The 19479-nt window shown below is 59.9% G+C and carries 19 protein-coding genes; 18 read left to right on the plus strand and 1 reads right to left on the minus strand.

From position 1 onward, the window contains the following. The first annotated feature begins 29 nt into the window (after positions 1-29). Positions 30-776 (plus strand): YebC/PmpR family DNA-binding transcriptional regulator, encoded by a 747-nt coding sequence (locus tag J7447_RS26340; protein ID WP_023003451.1) that lies wholly within the window; start codon positions 30-32, stop codon positions 774-776. 99 nt (positions 777-875) lie between these two features. Beyond that, positions 876-1187 carry a MazG-like family protein gene (locus J7447_RS26345; protein ID WP_023003450.1) on the plus strand — a complete coding sequence of 104 codons (312 nt, stop codon included), beginning with the start codon at positions 876-878 and terminating at the stop codon, positions 1185-1187. 213 nt (positions 1188-1400) lie between these two features. On the opposite strand, the gene J7447_RS26350 is transcribed toward J7447_RS26345, so the two are convergent. Beyond that, entirely contained in the window at positions 1401-2162 is a 762-nt protein-coding gene (locus J7447_RS26350) for a sulfite exporter TauE/SafE family protein (RefSeq protein WP_209171438.1), read from the minus strand. 190 nt (positions 2163-2352) lie between these two features. Between J7447_RS26350 and ruvC the strand changes: the two genes are divergently transcribed. From ruvC to J7447_RS26430, 16 genes are all read left to right on the plus strand, one after another. Further along, entirely contained in the window at positions 2353-2868 is a 516-nt protein-coding gene (gene ruvC / locus J7447_RS26355; RefSeq protein ID WP_209171439.1) for a crossover junction endodeoxyribonuclease RuvC, read from the plus strand. Further along, entirely contained in the window at positions 2865-3482 is a 618-nt protein-coding gene (ruvA, locus tag J7447_RS26360) for a Holliday junction branch migration protein RuvA (RefSeq protein WP_023003447.1), read from the plus strand. The genes ruvC and ruvA overlap by 4 nt, the downstream gene beginning before the upstream one ends. Further along, entirely contained in the window at positions 3479-3724 is a 246-nt protein-coding gene (locus J7447_RS26365; protein WP_023003446.1) for a hypothetical protein, read from the plus strand. The genes ruvA and J7447_RS26365 overlap by 4 nt, the downstream gene beginning before the upstream one ends. After that, on the plus strand, positions 3714-4754 hold the full coding sequence (gene ruvB, locus J7447_RS26370) for a Holliday junction branch migration DNA helicase RuvB (protein WP_023003445.1): 1041 nt from the start codon (positions 3714-3716) through the stop codon (positions 4752-4754). Before J7447_RS26365 ends, ruvB begins: the two co-directional genes overlap by 11 nt. A 171-nt stretch (positions 4755-4925) precedes the next feature. Then, positions 4926-6980 (plus strand): methyl-accepting chemotaxis protein, encoded by a 2055-nt coding sequence (locus J7447_RS26375; protein ID WP_023003444.1) that lies wholly within the window; start codon positions 4926-4928, stop codon positions 6978-6980. 84 nt (positions 6981-7064) lie between these two features. Beyond that, a complete protein-coding gene (gene ybgC / locus J7447_RS26380; RefSeq protein ID WP_023003443.1) occupies positions 7065-7532 on the plus strand; it encodes a tol-pal system-associated acyl-CoA thioesterase in 468 nt (155 codons plus the stop codon). Positions 7533-7797: 265 nt separating this feature from the next. After that, complete coding sequence (tolQ, locus tag J7447_RS26385) at positions 7798-8502, plus strand: protein TolQ (RefSeq protein ID WP_023003442.1); 705 nt, start codon at positions 7798-7800, stop codon at positions 8500-8502. A 3-nt stretch (positions 8503-8505) separates the two neighbouring features. After that, positions 8506-8958, plus strand: coding sequence for a protein TolR (tolR, locus tag J7447_RS26390; protein WP_023003441.1), 453 nt, complete (start codon positions 8506-8508; stop codon positions 8956-8958). A gap of 6 nt (positions 8959-8964) precedes the next feature. Then, a complete protein-coding gene (locus tag J7447_RS26395; RefSeq protein ID WP_023003440.1) occupies positions 8965-9915 on the plus strand; it encodes a cell envelope integrity protein TolA in 951 nt (316 codons plus the stop codon). Between the two features lie 45 nt (positions 9916-9960). Further along, positions 9961-11310 (plus strand): Tol-Pal system beta propeller repeat protein TolB, encoded by a 1350-nt coding sequence (gene tolB, locus J7447_RS26400; protein ID WP_023003439.1) that lies wholly within the window; start codon positions 9961-9963, stop codon positions 11308-11310. A 151-nt stretch (positions 11311-11461) separates the two neighbouring features. After that, positions 11462-11947, plus strand: a complete 486-nt coding sequence (gene pal / locus J7447_RS26405) for a peptidoglycan-associated lipoprotein Pal (RefSeq protein ID WP_023003438.1) — start codon at positions 11462-11464, stop codon at positions 11945-11947. 245 nt (positions 11948-12192) lie between these two features. Continuing rightward, positions 12193-13140: a tol-pal system protein YbgF gene (gene ybgF, locus J7447_RS26410; RefSeq protein ID WP_031270520.1), complete on the plus strand. Its 948-nt coding sequence runs from the start codon at positions 12193-12195 to the stop codon at positions 13138-13140. Positions 13141-13228: 88 nt separating this feature from the next. Then, on the plus strand, positions 13229-14497 hold the full coding sequence (tilS, locus tag J7447_RS26415) for a tRNA lysidine(34) synthetase TilS (protein WP_209171440.1): 1269 nt from the start codon (positions 13229-13231) through the stop codon (positions 14495-14497). Positions 14498-14666: 169 nt separating this feature from the next. After that, on the plus strand, positions 14667-16586 hold the full coding sequence (ftsH, locus tag J7447_RS26420; protein ID WP_023003435.1) for an ATP-dependent zinc metalloprotease FtsH: 1920 nt from the start codon (positions 14667-14669) through the stop codon (positions 16584-16586). A 186-nt stretch (positions 16587-16772) separates the two neighbouring features. Next, entirely contained in the window at positions 16773-18116 is a 1344-nt protein-coding gene (glmM, locus tag J7447_RS26425; RefSeq protein ID WP_023003434.1) for a phosphoglucosamine mutase, read from the plus strand. Positions 18117-18550: 434 nt separating this feature from the next. Continuing rightward, complete coding sequence (locus J7447_RS26430) at positions 18551-19372, plus strand: outer membrane protein (RefSeq protein WP_031270517.1); 822 nt, start codon at positions 18551-18553, stop codon at positions 19370-19372. Positions 19373-19479 lie beyond the last annotated feature (107 nt).

Genomic DNA, 19479 nt, shown 5'->3' on the forward strand with positions numbered 1-19479 from the left:
ACATCACCTGTAAAGAACCGAGAAGAGCCATGGCAGGCCATTCAAAATTCAAGAACATCATGCACCGCAAGGGACGCCAGGACGCGGCCCGCTCCAAGATGTTCTCCAAGCTGTCCAAGGAAATTACCGTCGCCGCGAAGATGGGCGACCCGGATCCGGACGCGAACCCGCGCCTGCGCCTTGCCGTCCAGAACGCCAAGGCCCAGTCCATGCCGAAGGAAAACATCCAGCGGGCGATCAACAAGTCCCAGTCCGGCGACGACGACAACTACGAGGAAGTCCGTTACGAGGGCTACGGCCCGGCAGGTGTTGCCGTGGTCGTCGAAGCCCTGACCGACAACCGCAACCGGTCCGCCTCCAACATCCGCTCCTATTTCACCAAATGCGGTGGGTCGCTGGGGGAAACGGGCTCGGTCTCCTTCATGTTCGACCGTGTTGGCGAAATTATCTACAAGCCGGAAGCCGGTGAAGCCGACGCGGTTCTGGAAGCTGCGATCGAAGCCGGCGCGGAAGACGTTCAGTCCGACGAGAGCGGTCACACGATCTACACCGCCTTTGAAGATCTGAACGATGTTTCTGCTGCTCTGGAACAGGCACTGGGAGAAGCGGATTCGACCAAGATCATCTGGAAGCCGCAGAACCTGACGCCGGTCAACGCGGACAAGGCCCAGACCATGATGAAACTCATCGACATGCTGGAAGACGACGACGACGTCCAGAACGTCTACTCCAACTTCGATGTCGACGAAGAAACCATGGCCTCTCTGGCTTCCTGAGTTACACAGGATATGAATCTGAAAACCCCGGCCCTGCCGGGGTTTTTGTTTTGGTGGTCCTGAGGCTCGCGCCTTCCTTGAACCAAGGAGACCGATCGCATGTTCAATATCTTCGACCTGACGCAGAAAGACCCGAAAACCTTGCAGGAGCGTGCGCTGAAGCTGGCGGAGGAAGCCGGAGAGCTGGCGCAGGCCGTTCTTTCGGCAACAAAGGCGCCGGGCAGCGAATACAAGAACCAGACGCTGGCAGATGTCCGTGAAGAAGCCGCCGATGCTGCAATCGTGGCGATGAGCGTCCTTGCGCAGGCTTCTTCAAGCAGGGAAGAGTTCGAGGCGGAACTCACGCGACTGATGGCGGAAAAATGTGCCAAATGGCAGGAGAAGCTGCAGGAAAAGCCTTTGGCCGAATAGGGTTTGCACCGCGTTTTTGGGGCGGGTTTTGCCAACTTGATCGGGTGGTCCTGGCCATACTCAACCTCATCCTGAGGAAGCGCAAAGCGCTGTCTCGAAGGATGGGCTACATACTCCGGAACAAGAGGCCCATCCTTCGAGACGCCGCTTCGCGGCTCCTCAGGATGAGGGTGTCTGGGTGTTCCTCCACACTAACATAACGCCAAGATCCGCCTACCGGAAAAGTGGATCCAGCAGGGGCATGCTGGAGAGGGCGGCGAGGGCGATCAGGCCGTAGGCGAGCTTGCGATAGAGTTTCGGGTCGGCGTGCTTGAAGCCGTTGGAGCCGAGATAGATCGCAATGGCATAGACGGGGATCGCCATGATCAGGAGGTGGAACACTTCCAGCGTGAAGAAGCCGTTGAAGATATAGGCAACGAAGGTTCCGATACTCGCAAGCGCGAAGAACACGATCAGGTTGGCACGGACGATTGCCGGTTCCTTGGCGCTGGAGAGCCAGAAGGCAACCACCGGCGGGCCGGAGACCTGCGAGATGCCGCCGAGGATGCCCGCAACTGCGCCAACCCCAAGCGACACCGGCCTGGAGGGTTTGCGTTCATAGCGCCAGCCGGACACCAGCAGCAGTAGCAGTCCGGTCACGATTGCAAAGATCGTCCAGCGTAGAACCAGCACGTCCGCGTTGGCCAGAAGCCAGGCGCCGACGTGAACAAAGATCACGGCGCCAACGACCGCGGGAAGCACTGTCGACCAGTTGCACAGCCTGAGCGCCCTGACCACCAAAGGCAGTGCGACAATGCCGTCGATGAACAGAAAGGTGGCGGCCGCGGTTGACGGCAGCATGACGCTGGCGGCAACCGGCATGAAGATCATTCCCGCACCGAACCCTGCAAACCCGCGCACGCAACCTGCCACAAACAGGACCGCGGCGAGGAACACCAGAAGGCCGGGCGGAAAGGAGCTGAAGATGTCGGCCATGGGAACTCGCGGAACGGACGGGATCAAAAAGGGATTGGCCCGGCAGATCGCGGGCCTTGGCGGGGGAGGTGGCCTGCCGGTAGGGGCAAGGCCGGATTAAACACGTTGTGAGGTGTTTTTGACAGGCTTTCCGGTGGTAAGCCGCGCTTTGGCTGGCGTCAACGGGGAAGTTTTGTTACCGATTTGTTCCATGATACACGCGATTCGTTTGCTGGGCATCGACCCGGGGCTGCGGCGTACCGGCTGGGGCATGATCGAGGCGACGGGAAATCGCCTGTCCTTCATCGCTTCCGGAACGGTAACCTCCGACAACAAGAAGAGCCTGGCCGAGCGCCTGGTGCAGCTGCATGACGGCCTCAGCGAAGTCGTGCGCCAGCATGAACCGTCCGAAGCCGCGGTAGAACATACGTTCGTCAACAAGGATGCGGGCGCAACTCTCAAGCTCGGGCAGGCACGCGGGATCGCTCTGCTGGTGCCATCGCTCGCCGGACTTCCGGTTGCCGAATATGCGCCGAACCTCGTCAAGAAGACGGTGGTCGGGACCGGTCATGCGGAAAAGGAACAGATCCGGGCCATGGTCAAGGTTCTGATGCCGCGGGCCACTTTCAATTCGGACGATGCCGCCGATGCACTGGCAATTGCCATTTGCCATGCGCAGCACCGGTCCAGCAGTACAGCGCGGCTTGCCGCCATGGGGGCAATATGATCGGCAAGCTGAAAGGCACCATCGACAGCTATGGCGAGGATCACGTGATCCTGGATGTGCACGGGGTGGGCTATCAGGTCCATTGTCCCTCGCGCATTCTGCAGGGTCTGCCGCGCGCAGGTGAAGCGGCTGTCCTTTTCATCGAGACAATCGTCCGTGAGGACATGATCCGGCTCTATGGCTTCGGTGTAGAGGCGGAGCGCGAATGGTTCCGTATCCTGATGACCGTTCAGGGTGTCGGCGCCAAGGTTGCGCTGGGCATTCTGGGGATCTTGAAGGCAAGCGAAGTCGCCAACGCGATTGCGCTTGGCGACAAGGCAACGATTTCTCGGGCGCCTGGCGTCGGCAAGCGCGTTGCCGAACGCATCATTGCCGAACTCAAGGACAAGGCACCGGGACTTGCCACAGTGGACCAGGGCACGATTGCGGTTTCCCAGAACGTTGCCGACAACGTGGCTGCCCGGCCGGTGGCCGAGGCGGTTTCGGCGCTCACCAATCTGGGGTATGCACAGGCGCAGGCGAGCGGCGCCGTCGCAAAGGCCTTGCAGTCAGCCGGTGAGGACGCGACCACGGAAACGCTGATCCGCCTTGGCTTGAAGGAATTGGCCGGATGATCGCCGTTACCTATGGCATCATTGCCGTTGTGTTCGTGGTTCTGGGGATCGGCGGTATCATGTACCTCGATCACCGTTTCAGTGCCTCGGTGGGGGATCGTCCGTTTACCGTCAACGGACGCCGTGTGGAGTCGGACGACCCGTTTGTCCTGCGCCAGTTCAAGAAATTCTATGCACTCCGGGTGGCCTATTCCCTGGCTCTTCTGGTGTTGCTGTTTGTGGTCGTAAGCCATGTCGGATGACACTCGCATCGTGACGCCGGAAATCCGGGGGGACGAGATCGATTCAACCATGCGCCCCCAGGTGCTGGATGATTTTGTCGGTCAGGCCCAGGCGCGCGCCAATCTGAAGGTCTTTATCGGTGCGGCGAAGGCGCGGGGGGAGGCGCTGGACCATGTGTTGTTCGTCGGGCCTCCCGGTCTCGGCAAGACGACACTGGCGCAGATCATGGCACGCGAACTGGGGGTCAATTTCCGGGCGACCTCCGGTCCTGTCATTGCCAAGGCCGGAGACCTTGCGGCCCTTCTGACCAACCTGGAAGAGCGCGACGTCCTCTTCATCGACGAGATCCATCGGCTCAATCCGGCAGTCGAGGAAGTGCTTTATCCGGCGATGGAAGATTTCCAGCTCGACCTGATCATCGGTGAAGGACCGGCTGCGCGATCAGTCAAGATCGACCTGGCGAAGTTCACGCTCGTTGCCGCAACGACGCGGCTGGGCCTCTTGACCACTCCGCTGCGCGATCGCTTCGGCATTCCGGTCAGGCTGCAGTTCTATACGGTTCCGGAGCTGGAGCACATCGTCAAGCGCGGCGCCGCCATTCTCGGCATCGGCATGGTTGAAGACGGTGCCCGCGAGATTGCCAAACGCTCCCGCGGGACACCGCGTATCGCCGGGCGACTGCTGCGGCGGGTAAGGGATTTTGCCATTGTCGCCGGCGTCGAGCGGGTCGACAGGGAACTCGCCGACAGGGCGCTTCTGCAGCTGGAAGTCGATGGTGCCGGGCTCGACAGTCTGGACCGTCGTTATCTGAGCCAGATCGCGGTGAATTTCGGTGGTGGGCCGGTCGGGATCGAGACCATTGCGGCAGCGCTTTCCGAGCCTCGTGACGCCATCGAGGAGATCGTCGAACCCTACCTGATCCAGAACGGGTTTCTGCAGCGGACGCCAAGGGGACGTATCCTGACGCCGATGGCGTTCGAACACCTGGGTCTTGCGGCCCCATCCAGACCGGATGCGCCGCAAATGGGACTGTTCACCGATCCCGAATAGTTTAAGTAGTATTTATAAGACAAGGTCTTGTCAGTTACATCTAGCTCTGCATAGCGATTAAGCATTTATTCGCGAATCCTGCCGTATCGTCGCGTTAACTATGCGGGGGAAACCATGCGGAAGCGCCTTTCATCTAAACTGGCTCTAATGTTTTTAGCCGGCGCACTCACTATGTGCGTGGCAATTGTCACGGTCACGTCGACCATTTCGCGGGATGTTGCAAACGGTCAGGCTGATGCCGGCCTGCAAAGTGCTACCAAGGCGAAACAGAAGGTTATTGAACTCTCCCTTGGGCAGGTGAAGGACAGCGCTGCGTTCTTCTCCACGCTGGAAGGCGCCAAGGACAGTCTGATGAAGACCATGGTCGGGTGGAAGAACCTGAAAGAAGGGCAGAACGAACTGCTCCGGAAGATCTTCGTGACCGACAATCCGCATCCCGAAGGTGAGCGTCACCTTCTGGTGGAGCCGGAAGAGTCCAACTACTACGTGAACAACCACAAGGTCGTTCATCCGATCTACCAGGAACTGGTCGATCAGGGCCTGTTTTCCGATGCGGCGCTGGCCAATCCGGACGGGTTCATCACCTACACTTTCCGCAAGGGTCCGGAATTCGCCTTCCACGTGGAAGACGCGCAGATCCAGGGCCATCCGGTGCAGATCGCCATGGGCAAGCTGTTCGAGGCCTCGAAAAACGAGACGCTGGCGGCCGGGCAGATCTATTCCTCAGGTTTTGTGACCACCGAAGACGGCACCGTCTCGGAAGTTCTCGCGGTGCCTGTGTTCTATCTGGACCGGTTCTTCGGAGCGATTGCGTTCACGACCAACATGGAGCATCTGGCCGGATTGCTGAACGAGAAGACCGGCCTCGGCGACAGCGAGCGCATCTTCCTTGCCGATTCCGATGGCAAGCTGGTACAGCTCGACGATATGGGCCGCGCGAGCGCCGTCCACATGATCTCCGATATCAAGGTCAACGACCGGCTGATCCGCCTGGAAGACGGTGACTACCGCTTCGCGGAAGCAAGCAACACGTTTGTCGGTTCGCCTTTCGGTGTTGTCGATGCCGTCAAGCAGACGGAACTGTCGGCTGCCGCCGATCGCATCACCTATGGTGCGATCATTTCCGGTTTCCTCTGTCTGGTTCCGATCGTCGGCCTGATCTGGTGGGTAACCCGGCGCATGTTCGCTCCCATGGAACGCCTTGCCGTCGCGGCTCGCAAGATCGCCGACGGCGACCTGGAAGTGGGTGTCGAAGCGACCGAACGCCAGGACGAGATCGGCCGCATGGCGCGCTGTATCGAAGTGTTCAAGGACAGTTCGATCGAACGCGAGCGTCTGGCATCCGAGCGCAAGGTTGGCCACATTGCCCGCGAACAGCGTGAAAAGACCATCGATGCGCTGATCGCCGCATTCCGGGCCGAGTCGCAGGCGGTTCTGGAGCTGGTGGAAACCAATATTGCCCGTGTGGAAGAAGTCTCTTCCGCCCTCAGTCACCGGTCCACTGCCGCGTCAGACCAGGGGCAGACCGCGGTGTCGACTTCGGAAAACGCTTCCTCCAACGTTCAGGCGGTTGCCTCCGCCACCGAGGAACTCAACGCGTCGATTTCGGAGATCTCCCGTCAGGTCGAAACCACGGCAAGCATCGTGGCCCAGACCACGACCGCCGCGCAGAGCTCCAATTCCAAGATCTCCGGTCTTGCGGAAGCGGCCAACAAGATCGGCGATGTCGTGTCGCTGATTTCAGAGATCGCCGAACAGACCAACCTGCTGGCGCTGAACGCGACGATCGAAGCTGCGCGTGCGGGCGATGCCGGCAAGGGCTTTGCGGTCGTTGCCTCCGAGGTCAAGTCGCTCGCCGGCCAGACTGCCAAGGCAACGGAAGAAATCTCCGCGCAGATCGCGGCAATCCAGGCCTCTACCACCGAAGCGGTGGAAGAGATTGCCCGGGTGTCGGAATCGGTCGAGGAGGTCAACTCCTACACCACCACGATTTCGGACGCCGTGCAGCAGCAGGGCGCTGCCACCGGTGAGATTTCCAGAAACGTTGCAGAAGCCGCGGAAGGTACCCGCAGCGTTGCGGAGACTGTGGCGTCGCTGAACGAAGGCGTTGCCGAAAACTCGGAAGCGGTTGGCGACATGCTGAACGCGACCATCGAGATGAAGCAGCAGGCGGAACAGCTTCGTGCGTCCGTCGAGAAATTCCTCTCCGAGGTTGCCGCTGCATAAGATACGGCCTACGTAAGGGCCAGGTACGAGCCTCCCGGTCGGTCGACCGGGAGGCTTTTTCATTCAGCTTTCGAGGGACAAAGCGTGTCGGACTGGCCGGATCTCGCCGGCCGCCTGGAAGATGGCGGTCATGTGCTTCCTGTTCGCGTCTACTACGAGGACACGGATTTCACGGGCATCGTCTATCACGGTGCCTATGTGCGCTTCTTCGAGCGCGCCAGGTCGGATTTCCTTCGTCTTATCGGAATTCACCATCGTGAGATGGCCGAAGGTACCCACGGTGCTTCGCTGGCCTTCGCAGTCAAGACAATGACGCTGGACTTCCAGAAACCGGCCAGGATTGACGATGTGCTGGAAGTTCATACCAGCCTTGCGGAGTACAAAGGCGCCCGAATCCGGCTCGATCAGCTGATTTACCGCGGCGAAGAGCTGCTGATTTCGGCTGCCGTCACCGTTGCGATCATCACCTCGCAAGGACGCCCGACCCGACTGCCGCAGGTCCTTTCGGAAAAACTCGTGCAGCATGCACCTGGAGAAAACACCGACGGTTGAAGGGCTTGGCTCTGAAAGAGCAGGCAAGCTGCTTGGCGGCGGTAAAATACTTTCAAAACCCATTACTGCGTTAATCTTGCAGTAACCTTAATTGATTCCTTTAGAGAGGGACTTTCTTTGATTGGAAAAGTCCCAGTTTTGACAAAATCAAACGTCAGAGAGGCGGCAGGTTACAAGAGCCGGCCGGCTGATTCCGGTTCCTCGCTGTCGTTTTCGAAACCTTGAATGCAAAACAGCGTCAGACGGCCAAGGGGTCATTGAATTTATGGAAACACTTGTCCAATCGACATTGGCGCCAGAGAGCGGCATTTCGTTTTTTGCGCTGTTCTGGCAGGCGCATATCGTCGTCAAGGTCGTAATGCTCGGCCTTTTGGGCGCTTCGGTGTGGTGCTGGGCGATCATCGTCGACAAGATCATGCTGGTCGGCCGGACACGGCGCCAGATGAGCCGGTTCGAAACGGTGTTCTGGTCCGGTCAGTCTCTCGAAGAACTCTATAATACGCTTCACAATCGTGTGAACCATTCCATGGCGGCACTGTTCGTCGCAGCCATGCGTGAATGGAAGCGCAGCCACGAGGGCGCGCGGCCTGCCATCGGCAGCCTGCAGCAGCGTATCGACAGGGTGATGGATGTCACCATCCAGCGCGAAGCCGAGCGGCTTGAAAGCCGGTTGCTGATCCTGGCAACCGTTGGCTCCGCGGCACCGTTCATCGGTCTGTTCGGAACGGTCTGGGGCATCATGACGGCGTTCCAGGCGATCGCGGCATCGGAAAGCACCAACCTTGCCGTCGTGGCGCCCGGTATTGCCGAAGCGCTGTTTGCGACCGCGCTTGGTCTACTGGCCGCCATTCCGGCAGTTATCGCCTACAACAAGTTCTCGGCCGACGTCGGCAAGGCGGTTTCGCGCATGGAAGGCTTTGCGGACGAGTTCTCCGCCATCCTGTCCCGTCAGATCGACGAGAGGGGCTGATCCATGGCCATGCAGGTCGGTTCAGGTCAGGCAGGAAGCGGACGGCGCGGGCGGCGCAGGCGTCGCCACGCACCCATGAGCGAAATCAACGTCACGCCGATGGTCGACGTGATGCTGGTGCTCCTGATCATCTTCATGGTGGCTGCTCCGCTCTTGACGGTCGGTGTGCCGATCGATCTGCCGGAGACCAGCGCCAAGGCCCTGGAAGGCGATACCGAGCCGATAACCATCTCGGTGAACGCGGCTGGTGAAATCTTCATCCAGGATACCCCGATCACGATCGAGGAGATCGTGCCAAAGCTCGAAGCCATTGCCGCCAATGGTTACGAGGAACGTATCTACGTGCGCGGCGATCAGGATGCCGACTACGGCACCATGATGAAGCTGATGGGCCGCATCAGCGCGGCCGGGTTTAAACGCCTCGGTCTTGTCACTCTGGAAGAACGGGACTCGTAACGCGTCATGCGCGCAGGTCTCATCGCGTCTCTGGCCGGTCACTCGGCTTTCCTGCTCTGGGGCTTGATCGCCTTTCCGGACGCTGAGAGCTTTGCGGTTCCGCAGGTGGATTCTCTGCCTGTCGAACTGGTGCCCATCGAGGAAATCACCAGGCTTCGGGTCGGCGAAAAGACCGCCGAAGTCCGGGACGTCGCGGCGGTGAACCCAAGCGATACCCCGGCCGAGGAACCTCCGAAACCGGCCGATAAACCGGGCGAAAGCAAGGTTGAGCAGCCGACGCAGCCGACACCTTCGCCGTCTCCGACGCCTCCTCCGGCACCGGAACCAACGCCCGTTGCGGATCCGGAACCGGCTCCGGCGCCTGCGCCCGAACCAGCGCCGGTGGCCGAACCTGCGCCTGCACCGGATCCTGCCCCGGCGCCGGAGCCTGTGCCGCAGCAGGAGGCCGCGCCTGCGCCCCAGCCGATCGTGACCAAGGTTTCGCCGCGCTCCAAGCCGACGCCGCCGAGGAATGCGCCCGAGCCGCCGAAGGATAATTTCGACAGCACCGATATCGCTGCGCTTCTGAACAAGGTCGAGCCGGCCAAACAGACCGGCGAAACCAGCCAGAACCCGGCCTCTCTCGGTTCCCGGCGCGGGGAGCAGAACGTGCGTATGAGCCAGTCCGAGCTGGATGCGCTGCGCGGAATGGTGGCGCAATGCTGGAACCCGCCGGTGGGCGCCGTCGGTGCGGAAGACCTGAAGGTTCGTGTCCGTTTCAACCTGTCCCAGGACGGTCAGGTTTCGGGCCAGCCGGAAGTCATGAATTCCAGCGGCAATCCGGCGTTCGGAGCAGCCTCAAGCAGTGCCGTGCGCGCGATCATGCGCTGCCAGCCATACAATCTGCCAATTTCCAAGTATGAAGCTTGGCAGGAAGTCATCATCAATTTCGACCCCAGAGAGATGCTCGGGGGATAGACTGGCCCGGCCAGTTCAAACGTCCATAAGGGAGCTGTTGTGCTCATGCGCGGAATACTGAAAAAACTTTCTGTTTTCACAAGCCGGAAAGCCAGAGGGCTCGCATTTGTTCTCGCTTCTTTTGTGGTGATTGCTCCGCTGCCGGCGGCAGCGCTTGTTGAAATCGATATTACCCAGGGCAACATCGAGCCCTTGCCGATCGCACTGCCGTCGTTTTCCGCCGAAGGCGGAGACGGCAAGCTGGCCGCGGACATGACCAACGTCATTGCCGCCGACCTGAAACGATCCGGCCTGTTCCGGCCGCTTGACCCGGCCAGCTTCATTCAGAAGAACATGAGCGTGAATTCCACGCCGCGTTTCGGCGACTGGCGTCAGATCAGTGCCCAGGCGCTTGTCACCGGTACGGTGATCAAGCAGCCGGATGGTCGTCTGCGGGCGGAGTTTCGTCTGTGGGACGTTTTCGCGTCAGAGCAGATGCTGGGCCAGCAGTTCTATACGACACCTGAAAACTGGCGGCGTCTGGCGCATATCATCGCTGACGCGATCTATGAGCGGCTGACCGGCGAAAAGGGCTACTTCGACACCCGGATCGTCTATGTCGATGAAACCGGCCCGAAGGACAAGCGCGTCAAGCGCCTGGCGATCATGGATCAGGACGGCGCAAACGTGCGTTACCTGACGCGCGGCGACGATCTGGTGCTGACACCGCGGTTCTCGCCGACGAGCCAGGAAGTCACCTACATGTCCTATGGCGGCGCCGATCCGAGTGTTTATCTGCTGAATATTGAAACGGGTCAGCGCGAAATCGTCGGCAACTTCCCGGGCATGACCTTTGCCCCGCGGTTCTCGCCCGATGGCCAGAGCGTGGTGATGAGCCTGCAGCAGGGTGGCAATGCCAACATCTTCAAGATGGACCTGCGCTCTCGTCAGACGACGCGTCTGACGAACGACGCAGCCATCGACACGAGCCCGTCGTTCTCACCGGACGGACGCCAGATCGTGTTCGAATCCGACCGCGGCGGCACACAACAACTTTATGTGATGAGCGCAGGCGGCGGTGGTGCGCAGCGTATTTCCTTCGGGCCTGGCCGGTATTCCACGCCGGTATGGTCGCCGCGTGGAGACCTGATCGCCTTTACCAAGCAGCACCAGGGCCGATTCATGATCGGCGTCATGCGACCGGACGGAAAGGGTGAGCGTATCCTGACCGAGGGCTATCACAACGAAGGTCCGGCCTGGTCGCCGAATGGCCGTGTGCTGGTGTTTTTCCGGGATACGCCGGGCGCCAATGGCGGGCCGCAGGTCTGGACCGTAGACCTGACAGGATACAACGAACAGCGGGTGGAGACCCCGGCCTTCGCGTCGGATCCCTCCTGGTCGCCGCTGATCGACTGATGGAGACATGCGGCCTGTGAAGGCAGGCCGTGTTAAGCTTTCGCTAACCATGTTTGAAAAGGCGTTTTTTACCGGTTTTGGCTAGAAAGCGTTTACCAAGAACCGGACGGATGAAATGTCAGGTTGGCGGGCTGGGGTGTAGGAGACAGGAATGTTCAAGAGTTTAAACGCCGGACGGGGCGCGCGCTGGATTGCAGTCTGCTTCGTGGTTCTGTTCGCAGCAGCATGTGCCCAGAACAAACCGGACGGGCTGTCGAGCAATGTGAAGCCGGGCACGGGCCAGGACTTCGTCGTGAACGTGGGTGACCGCGTGTTCTTCGAAGAAGACCAGTCGGTGGTGACATCGCAGGGTCAGGCAACCCTTGCCAATCAGGCCAAGTGGCTGAACCGCTATCCCCAGTACACGATCACGATCGAGGGGCATGCGGATGAACGCGGCACGCGTCAGTACAACATCGCGCTGGGAGCACGCCGTGCCCAGTCCGCACGTGACTATCTGGTGGCGCAGGGCGTGAACGCCTCGCGAGTCCGGACGATTTCCTACGGCAAGGAACGGCCTGTTGCTGTCTGTAACGACAACAGCTGCTGGTCGCAGAACCGCCGTGCGGTGACGGTCCTGAACAACGCGACCAACTGATCCGGCAAATGCCGAACAAAAAGGCCGGGCAGCTTGCCCGGCCTTTTTTGTTGGGCTGGCGGGAAATGACGAAATCACTTCAATGTCAGCCGGTAACGTCAAAATTTGGCCGAAGTCGAAGCGCTCTGTGCACTTGAGTAAGAAGCCGGGCATGGTAAGACATCATGCGCGTGGATCTGCTTGAGTATTGGCGTTTGTCGGACCACGGCCAGACACTGGTACAGCAAATCCAACCGGAGGAGCGAATGCTGAAACTAAAGGGACTGGCAGGTCTCATCATGGCGTTGGTCATCACCTTCGCCACTGCCACACCGTCGCAAGCCCAGCTGTTCGGACGCAAGAATGACGATTCCAGCGTAAGGATCGGTCAGCTTGAGGAACGGATCCGGGTTTTGACCGGTCAGATCGAACAGTTGTCCTATCAGATGCGGGAATTGCAGGATCAGATGCGCCGCATGCAGGAAGACAATGAATACCGCTTCCAGCAGCTGGAAGGCGGCACCCCGGGCAAGCGCTCGGATGTCGCTCCAGGATCGACCGCTCCGGGCCTAGGCCCGGACGGTACTCCGCAGTCGGGCAACCTTATCGCGCCGGGTGGAGGTTTTGCGACCCTTCCTACGGACGGATCTGGAGACGGCAACTGGGATCAGTCCGGCGGCTATGAAAGCGGTTTGCCGAGCGACGGTCCGATCGACCTTTCGCGGCTGGCCAACGGGCTTGAAAACCTGCCCGGCACCGGTCAGGAAATCGCGCCCGATCCCGGTCTTGCCACCGACGATGACCAGATTGCCAGCGTCATCGGCAGCGGCGACCCGAGCTCTGACTACAATCAGGCTTATTCCCTGGCGGTCAATGGCGATTACGCGGGGGCCGAGCGCGGGTTCCGGAATTTTCTGGAAACCTATCCCGACGATGCACAGGCAGCGAACGCTCAATACTGGCTGGGCGAAAGCCTGCTGGCGCAGCAGAACTACCGCGAGGCAGCCGATGCTTTCCTGAAGACCTACACGGACCATCCCGGCAACGCCAAGAGCCCCGACAGCCTGCTCAAGCTGGGTGTCTCGCTGCGTGGTCTCGGCGAAGCGGATGCGGCCTGCGCAACGTTTTCCGAACTGCTGAACAAATATCCGAATGCCGCTCCAGCCGTTTTGTCCCAGGCGCGGGATGAACGCCGTCGTGCCCAGTGCTCCTGACGGGCCGGTTGAGCCCGAGAGGCTCCCGGCCGATCGCGTCGATGCTCTTTTTTCAAAGCTAAGCTCTTTTTCCAATCTGGCGCTGGCAGTGTCCGGCGGCTCGGATTCCCTTTGTCTTCTTGTCCTTTTCGATGAATGGCGCAAACGCACCGGCTGGCAGGGTGCTGCCGAAGTGCTGTGTGTCGATCATCAACTCCGGCCCGAAAGTGGTCAGGAGGCGGAATTCGTTGCGACGAGTGCGCGCGCGTGCGGCCTTGCCTGCACGGTGTTGCGCTGGACCGGCACCAAACCGGCTGCAAACCTCCAGGAAGCGGCACGCATTGCCCGTTACCGGTTGATGGCAGCGCGTATGCGGGACATCGGCGCGGAGGCGCTTGTTCTTGGTCATCACCTTGACGATCAGGCGGAAACTTTTCTGGACCGTCTGACCCGGGGGAGCGGCGTTACCGGTCTCAGCGGGATGGCGGCTGACGAAGACTGCGGTCCGGAAGGTCTGCGCCTGCTGCGTCCGCTCCTGAGTGTTTCGAAATCCGACCTCGAGGCAACGCTTGAAGAGCGCGGCCGTTCCTGGTGCACGGATCCTTCGAACCGGAACCCGAAATACAAGCGCAGCCGGCTCCGCGCCATCTTGTCGCTGTTGACCGAGGAGGGATTGAGCGCAGAGCGTCTTGCGCAGACCGCTGCCAATATCCGCCGGGCGCGAGAAGCCCTGGAACGGACCGCCGATGACCTGGTCGCTCGGCTGATCACCGAACACCCGGCAGGACCCGCGCGCCTGGAGCGTGAAGCCTACCGCGAGCAGCCGGAAGAACTCCGTTTCCGGCTGCTCGTCTATCTGATGGCGCGTGTCTCGGGCAAGAATTCCCGACCAAGACTTGCCAGGCTTCAGGCTCTGGACGGGGTGCTGATGTCCGGTGAGGCGAACCGTCAGACCTTTCAAGGATCGGTTTTCGACGCAGACGCAAGCGTCATCAGAGTGTGGAAGGAGCCGGGGCGCGAGCCGCCGGGCATTCTCACGGGTCTTGCTGGAACCGGCACATGGGATGGCCGCTTCCTTTACCGGGTCCCCACAGGTCCTGTTGGCGAGAGTAATGCCCCCTTGTGTCTGGGGCCGCTGATGAACGCGCCTGTAGCGTCCCGGGAAATCGACTGGCCGGCGGGCTGGCCCAAGGCCGCCTTCGACTGCGCGCCGGTCCTGTGGCGGGCAGGGGAGATCCTGACCCCGGCTTCCGCAACGGCTGTTTTGACCATTGGCAATTCCTGCAGCAGCGCAGATTTGAATTTGGAGCGAATGCCGATCCAAGGTAAATTGCCGGATAACTTTATGGACAATGAGGACGCAGACGAGGAAATCTGAGGTTTTCCCCATCTGGAACATCTGTTAGAGGTCCGTGCTTAAGAAAATAGTCAGCGCATCTGCGCAACTATGGCGCACCGCCTTGGCAGCGGGCTTTGGGCGACCTATCTTCGCTCTAAAGAAACGTAACCGCGTGCAGTTAGTCGCGTTGGGCGGTTAAGGAAACGAAATGAACGCACATTTTCGCAACTTCGCTCTCTGGGTGATCATCGCCCTGCTATTGATCGCATTGTTCCAGCTTTTTCAAAGTCCCGCGCAGCATGGCGCAACGAATGACATTGCTTATTCGGACTTCATGAAGCAGGTCGACAACGGCGAGATCCGATCGGTCATCATTCAGGAACAGAAGATCACCGGTACCTACAGCAGTGGCAGTGCCTTCCAGACCTACGCTCCTGATGGCGCGCAATATGTCGATGAGCTGCGCAGCAAAGGCGTCTTGATCAATGCCCGCCCGCCGGCGGAAAGCTCTCCGTTGCTTGGTGCGCTGTTCTCATGGCTGCCGATGCTGATCATCCTGGGTATCTGGATTTTCGTCATGCGCCAGATGCAGGGCTCCGGCGGCAAGGCCATGGGCTTCGGCAAGTCCAAGGCGAAGCTGCTGACCGAGGCACACGGCCGGGTAACCTTCGAAGACGTGGCCGGTATCGACGAAGCCAAGGAAGACCTTCAGGAAATCGTCGAGTTTCTGCGCGACCCGCAGAAGTTCCAGCGTCTTGGTGGCCGGATCCCGCGCGGTGTTCTGCTGGTTGGCCCTCCGGGTACCGGTAAGACGCTGACCGCGCGTGCGGTTGCCGGTGAAGCCAACGTTCCGTTCTTCACCATTTCCGGTTCCGACTTCGTGGAAATGTTCGTCGGTGTGGGTGCGTCCCGCGTCCGCGACATGTTCGAACAGGCCAAGAAGAATGCTCCGTGCATCATCTTCATCGACGAAATCGACGCGGTCGGTCGTCATCGTGGCGCCGGTCTCGGCGGCGGTAACGACGAGCGCGAACAGACGCTCAACCAGCTGCTGGTCGAGATGGACGGTTTCGAGCCGAACGAAGGCATCATCATCATCGCCGCGACCAACCGGCCGGACGTTCTGGACCCGGCGCTGCTGCGCCCGGGCCGTTTCGACCGCCAGATCGTGGTGCCGAACCCGGATATCACCGGCCGCGAAAAGATCCTGAAAGTGCACATGCGGAAAGTTCCGCTGGCCCCGGATGTCGACGTCAAGACGCTGGCACGCGGTACGCCGGGCTTCTCCGGTGCGGACCTGATGAACCTTGTCAACGAAGCCGCGCTTCTGGCTGCCCGCCGCTCCAAGCGCCTGGTGACCATGGCAGAGTTCGAAGACGCCAAGGACAAGGTCATGATGGGTGCGGAACGCCGCACGCTGGTGATGACCGAGGAAGAAAAGAAGCTGACCGCCTATCACGAAGCCGGTCACGCGCTGGTGGCTCTGCACCAGGAAGCTTCCGATCCGATCCACAAGGCGACCATCATTCCGCGTGGACGTGCGCTTGGCATGGTCATGCGCCTGCCGGAGAAGGACCAGGTGTCGCTTACCCGCGCCAAGTGCAAGGCCGACCTTGCCGTTGCCATGGGTGGCCGCGTCGCCGAAGAAATGATCTTCGGCTACGAGAAAGTGACTTCGGGCGCGTCCGGCGACATCCAGATGGCTACCAAGCTGGCCCGCGCGATGGCGACCCAGTTCGGCATGTCCGACAAGCTCGGTCCGCTGCTTTACGGGGAAAACCAGGAAGAAGTGTTCCTGGGACACTCCGTGGCAAAGAACCAGCACGTTTCCGACGAAACCCAGAAGATCGTCGATGCGGAAATCAAGTCCTTCGTCAACCAGGGCTATGAAACCGCCAAGAAGATCCTGGGCGACCACGAAGACCAGTTGCATACGATCGCCAAGGGTCTCCTGGAGTACGAAACCCTGTCGGGTGACGAGATCAAGGGCCTGCTCGATGGCAAGCCGCCGGTGCGCGACACGGACGACGACCAGCCGGTCGGCCGGTCGTCCGCGGTACCGACCGCTGGTGCCAAGCGTGGCGGCGACGAGGCCAGCGGTGGCATGGAGCCGCAGCCGCAGTCCTGATCGGTTCCGATATTCTGAACAACCCAGATGCCCGGCCTGCGCCGGGCATCTTCGTTTGCGGTGAAAGAACAGGGTTGCCAGCCATCAGGGAATGGTAACAATTGCTCACATATTTTGAATCGTGACTTCGGCTGATTGCGTTACAAAGAGCGCAACCAAGACAGATAGATCAGCAAGGCATATTTGATGCGCAAGTTTTTCGGCACCGACGGCATCCGCGGTCAGGCGAACAGCTATCCCATGACCGCCGAGATGGCGCTGAAGGTTGGCATGGCCGCCGGGTTGGCTTTCAAGAACGGCGGACACCGCCACCGGGTGGTTATCGGCAAGGACACCCGCCTTTCCGGCTACATGCTGGAAAACGCCCTCGTGGCAGGCTTCACTTCGGTCGGCATGGATGTGTTCCTGCTGGGCCCGCTGCCGACGCCCGCGGTCGCGATGCTGACACGCTCGCTCAGAACCGATCTCGGTGTGATGATCTCTGCCTCGCACAATCCGTTCCAGGACAACGGCATCAAGTTCTTCGGCCCGGATGGCTTCAAGCTCAGCGACCAGATCGAAAAGACGATCGAAGAGCTGATGGAAAGCGATCTGACATCCCGTCTGCCGAGCGCCAGCGAGCTAGGCCGTGCAAAGCGGATCGACGGTGCGCAGCAGCGCTACATCGAATTTGCCAAGCGGACGCTGCCAAGGGAAATGAGCCTGGAAGGTCTGCGCGTCGTGATCGATTGCGCCAACGGGGCTGCCTACAAGGTCGCGCCCGAGGCGTTGTGGGAGCTGGGTGCGGATGTGATCACCATGGGTGTCACGCCGGATGGCTTCAACATCAACAAGGAATGTGGCTCGACGTCGACCGATGCCTTGTCCCGCAAGGTGCATGAAGTACGCGCCGACATCGGCATCGCGCTCGATGGGGATGCGGACCGGGTCATCATCGTCGATGAAAACGGCTCGGTGGTGGATGGCGACCAGCTGATGGCCGTGGTGGCGCAGTCCTGGCAGCAAAGCAACCGCCTGTCCGCGCCCGGGATCGTGGCGACGGTCATGTCCAATCTCGGGCTGGAGCGATACCTTCAGAGCCTCGGGCTGGGCCTTGCCCGGACCAAGGTCGGCGACCGCTATGTGGTCGAACATATGCGTGCCAACGGCTACAATGTCGGCGGTGAGCAGTCCGGCCATATCGTCCTGTCCGATTTTGCCACGACCGGCGACGGCCTGATCGCGGGCCTGCAGGTTCTTGCGTGCGTCAAGGATCAGGACAAGCCCGTGTCGGAAGTCTGCCGCAGGTTCGAGCCCGTACCGCAGATCCTCAAGAATGTGCGCTACAAGGGCGGCAAGCCGCTTGAGCAGGATCTGGTCAAATCCGCGATCGAGGATGGCGAGGCCCGCCTTGGCAATTCCGGCCGGCTCGTGATTCGAGCTTCCGGCACCGAACCGTTGATCCGCGTGATGGCGGAAGGCGACGATGCGGAGCTGGTCAAGCAGGTGGTCAATGATATCGCCGGCGTGGTGGCAACAACCGCGGCCTGATCGGCGAGACAGCAAGTGACGGGAAAAGCCGCCCATGTGAGGCGGCTTTTTTGTTGCGCCTTATCCGCGGAGAACCCCGGATGACACCTGGAATACAGCCTCTGGACAGGGCGACTGGAAGCCACTTTCTCGGGAAGTCCTAACAAGTTCATGAAAACGTGGCGACAGGTGGCCTCCCGGATCCGCATCGTGTTTCATTTGACCTGGATGACAACAAGCGGCTCTGGCAGTTATGTCCCCGGCCTGCCTGATAATTTTGCACGCCTGTTTCTGATCTTTCGATGTTTCTTCGGCTGTTAAGGTTTCCTTAAGGTAAAAAAACGCGGTTAAAGAACAGAGTTAAGTCACAATTAATGAATTCCCGTCAGTATGCTTTCAAGTTTGATGTGTCCGGCATTGGTTAACGCGGACGCTCACTGGAAAAGGACGAGGACATGGACAATTTCTTTAAGCGTTTGTCTTTGACCGGCTTTGCTGTTGCGCTTTCCACTGCTGCATATGCCGCGGATTTGCCAACCCCGGTCATCGAGCACATCCCGGAAGTCCCGGCCGTTGGTGGTTGGTACCTGCGTGGTGATATCGGATACAAATTCTACAACGATCCAAGTGGCAGTTTTAACGATCCGGTGATCGGAGACCTGCGATTCCAGCGCGAGTCCATGGATGATGCCTGGATGATCGGGGTTGGTGTCGGTTACCAGTTCAACGACTATTTCCGTTCTGATGTCACGATTGACTACGAAACCTCGGCAAATGTTAAAGGTTACGCTGTTTGCGGTACCTGTGCGGGTGGTTTTTCGACAGAATCAACTGATGTCGACGTCTGGACTGTCATGTTGAACGGTTATGTTGACCTGGGCACATGGAACCGCATCACACCATATGTTGGTGCCGGTATTGGTGCTTCCTACGTGACTACCGACAACACCTATTCTATCAACCCAGGTGGTACTGGTCGCACGGACTATGACGGATCACATAGTGAATGGAACTTCGCATGGGCACTTATGGCCGGTGCGTCCTACGCTGTGACCGACAACTGGGCAATCGATGCGGGTTATCAGTATCGCGATCTCGGTGATGCCAAGACTGTCAAACTTCATGATGCGGGTACCGGAGAGACTCGCGTCGAGTGGGACGATCTGACTGCGCACGAAATTCGGCTCGGTGTTCGTTACAACTTCGGTGGTGGCGCGCGTGTTCCAGCCGGCCCGGTCTACTACGAGCCGCAGGGTCCGATCACCAGCAACTTCTGATCTTCCGATCAGCGAATTTGAAAGGCCGGTCAATCGACCGGCCTTTTCCTGTTTGCGCCCACACTTTCCCTTGAGTTTTCTTGAGCCAAGCGACGCCAATCCTGATT

The organism is Labrenzia sp. R5_0, assembly GCF_017743835.1.
Taxonomy (GTDB): Bacteria; Pseudomonadota; Alphaproteobacteria; order Rhizobiales; family Stappiaceae; genus Roseibium; species Roseibium algicola.

Excerpts from the sequence above, each read along its gene's own strand:
- glmM (WP_023003434.1), top strand. The coding sequence starts at position 16,773 with ATGCGCAAGTTTTTCGGCACCGACGGCATCCGCGGTCAGGCGAACAGC.
- J7447_RS26365 (WP_023003446.1), top strand. The coding sequence starts at position 3,479 with ATGATCGCCGTTACCTATGGCATCATTGCCGTTGTGTTCGTGGTTCTG.
- ruvB (WP_023003445.1), top strand. The coding sequence starts at position 3,714 with ATGTCGGATGACACTCGCATCGTGACGCCGGAAATCCGGGGGGACGAG.
- ybgF (WP_031270520.1), top strand. The coding sequence starts at position 12,193 with ATGCTGAAACTAAAGGGACTGGCAGGTCTCATCATGGCGTTGGTCATC.
- ruvA (WP_023003447.1), top strand. The coding sequence starts at position 2,865 with ATGATCGGCAAGCTGAAAGGCACCATCGACAGCTATGGCGAGGATCAC.
- tolQ (WP_023003442.1), top strand. The coding sequence starts at position 7,798 with ATGGAAACACTTGTCCAATCGACATTGGCGCCAGAGAGCGGCATTTCG.
- J7447_RS26430 (WP_031270517.1), top strand. The coding sequence starts at position 18,551 with ATGGACAATTTCTTTAAGCGTTTGTCTTTGACCGGCTTTGCTGTTGCG.
- J7447_RS26350 (WP_209171438.1), bottom strand. The coding sequence starts at position 2,162 with ATGGCCGACATCTTCAGCTCCTTTCCGCCCGGCCTTCTGGTGTTCCTC.
- tolB (WP_023003439.1), top strand. The coding sequence starts at position 9,961 with ATGCGCGGAATACTGAAAAAACTTTCTGTTTTCACAAGCCGGAAAGCC.
- J7447_RS26345 (WP_023003450.1), top strand. The coding sequence starts at position 876 with ATGTTCAATATCTTCGACCTGACGCAGAAAGACCCGAAAACCTTGCAG.
- J7447_RS26375 (WP_023003444.1), top strand. The coding sequence starts at position 4,926 with ATGTGCGTGGCAATTGTCACGGTCACGTCGACCATTTCGCGGGATGTT.
- ftsH (WP_023003435.1), top strand. The coding sequence starts at position 14,667 with ATGAACGCACATTTTCGCAACTTCGCTCTCTGGGTGATCATCGCCCTG.
- J7447_RS26340 (WP_023003451.1), top strand. The coding sequence starts at position 30 with ATGGCAGGCCATTCAAAATTCAAGAACATCATGCACCGCAAGGGACGC.
- ruvC (WP_209171439.1), top strand. The coding sequence starts at position 2,353 with ATGATACACGCGATTCGTTTGCTGGGCATCGACCCGGGGCTGCGGCGT.
- pal (WP_023003438.1), top strand. The coding sequence starts at position 11,462 with ATGTTCAAGAGTTTAAACGCCGGACGGGGCGCGCGCTGGATTGCAGTC.
- J7447_RS26395 (WP_023003440.1), top strand. The coding sequence starts at position 8,965 with ATGCGCGCAGGTCTCATCGCGTCTCTGGCCGGTCACTCGGCTTTCCTG.
- tolR (WP_023003441.1), top strand. The coding sequence starts at position 8,506 with ATGGCCATGCAGGTCGGTTCAGGTCAGGCAGGAAGCGGACGGCGCGGG.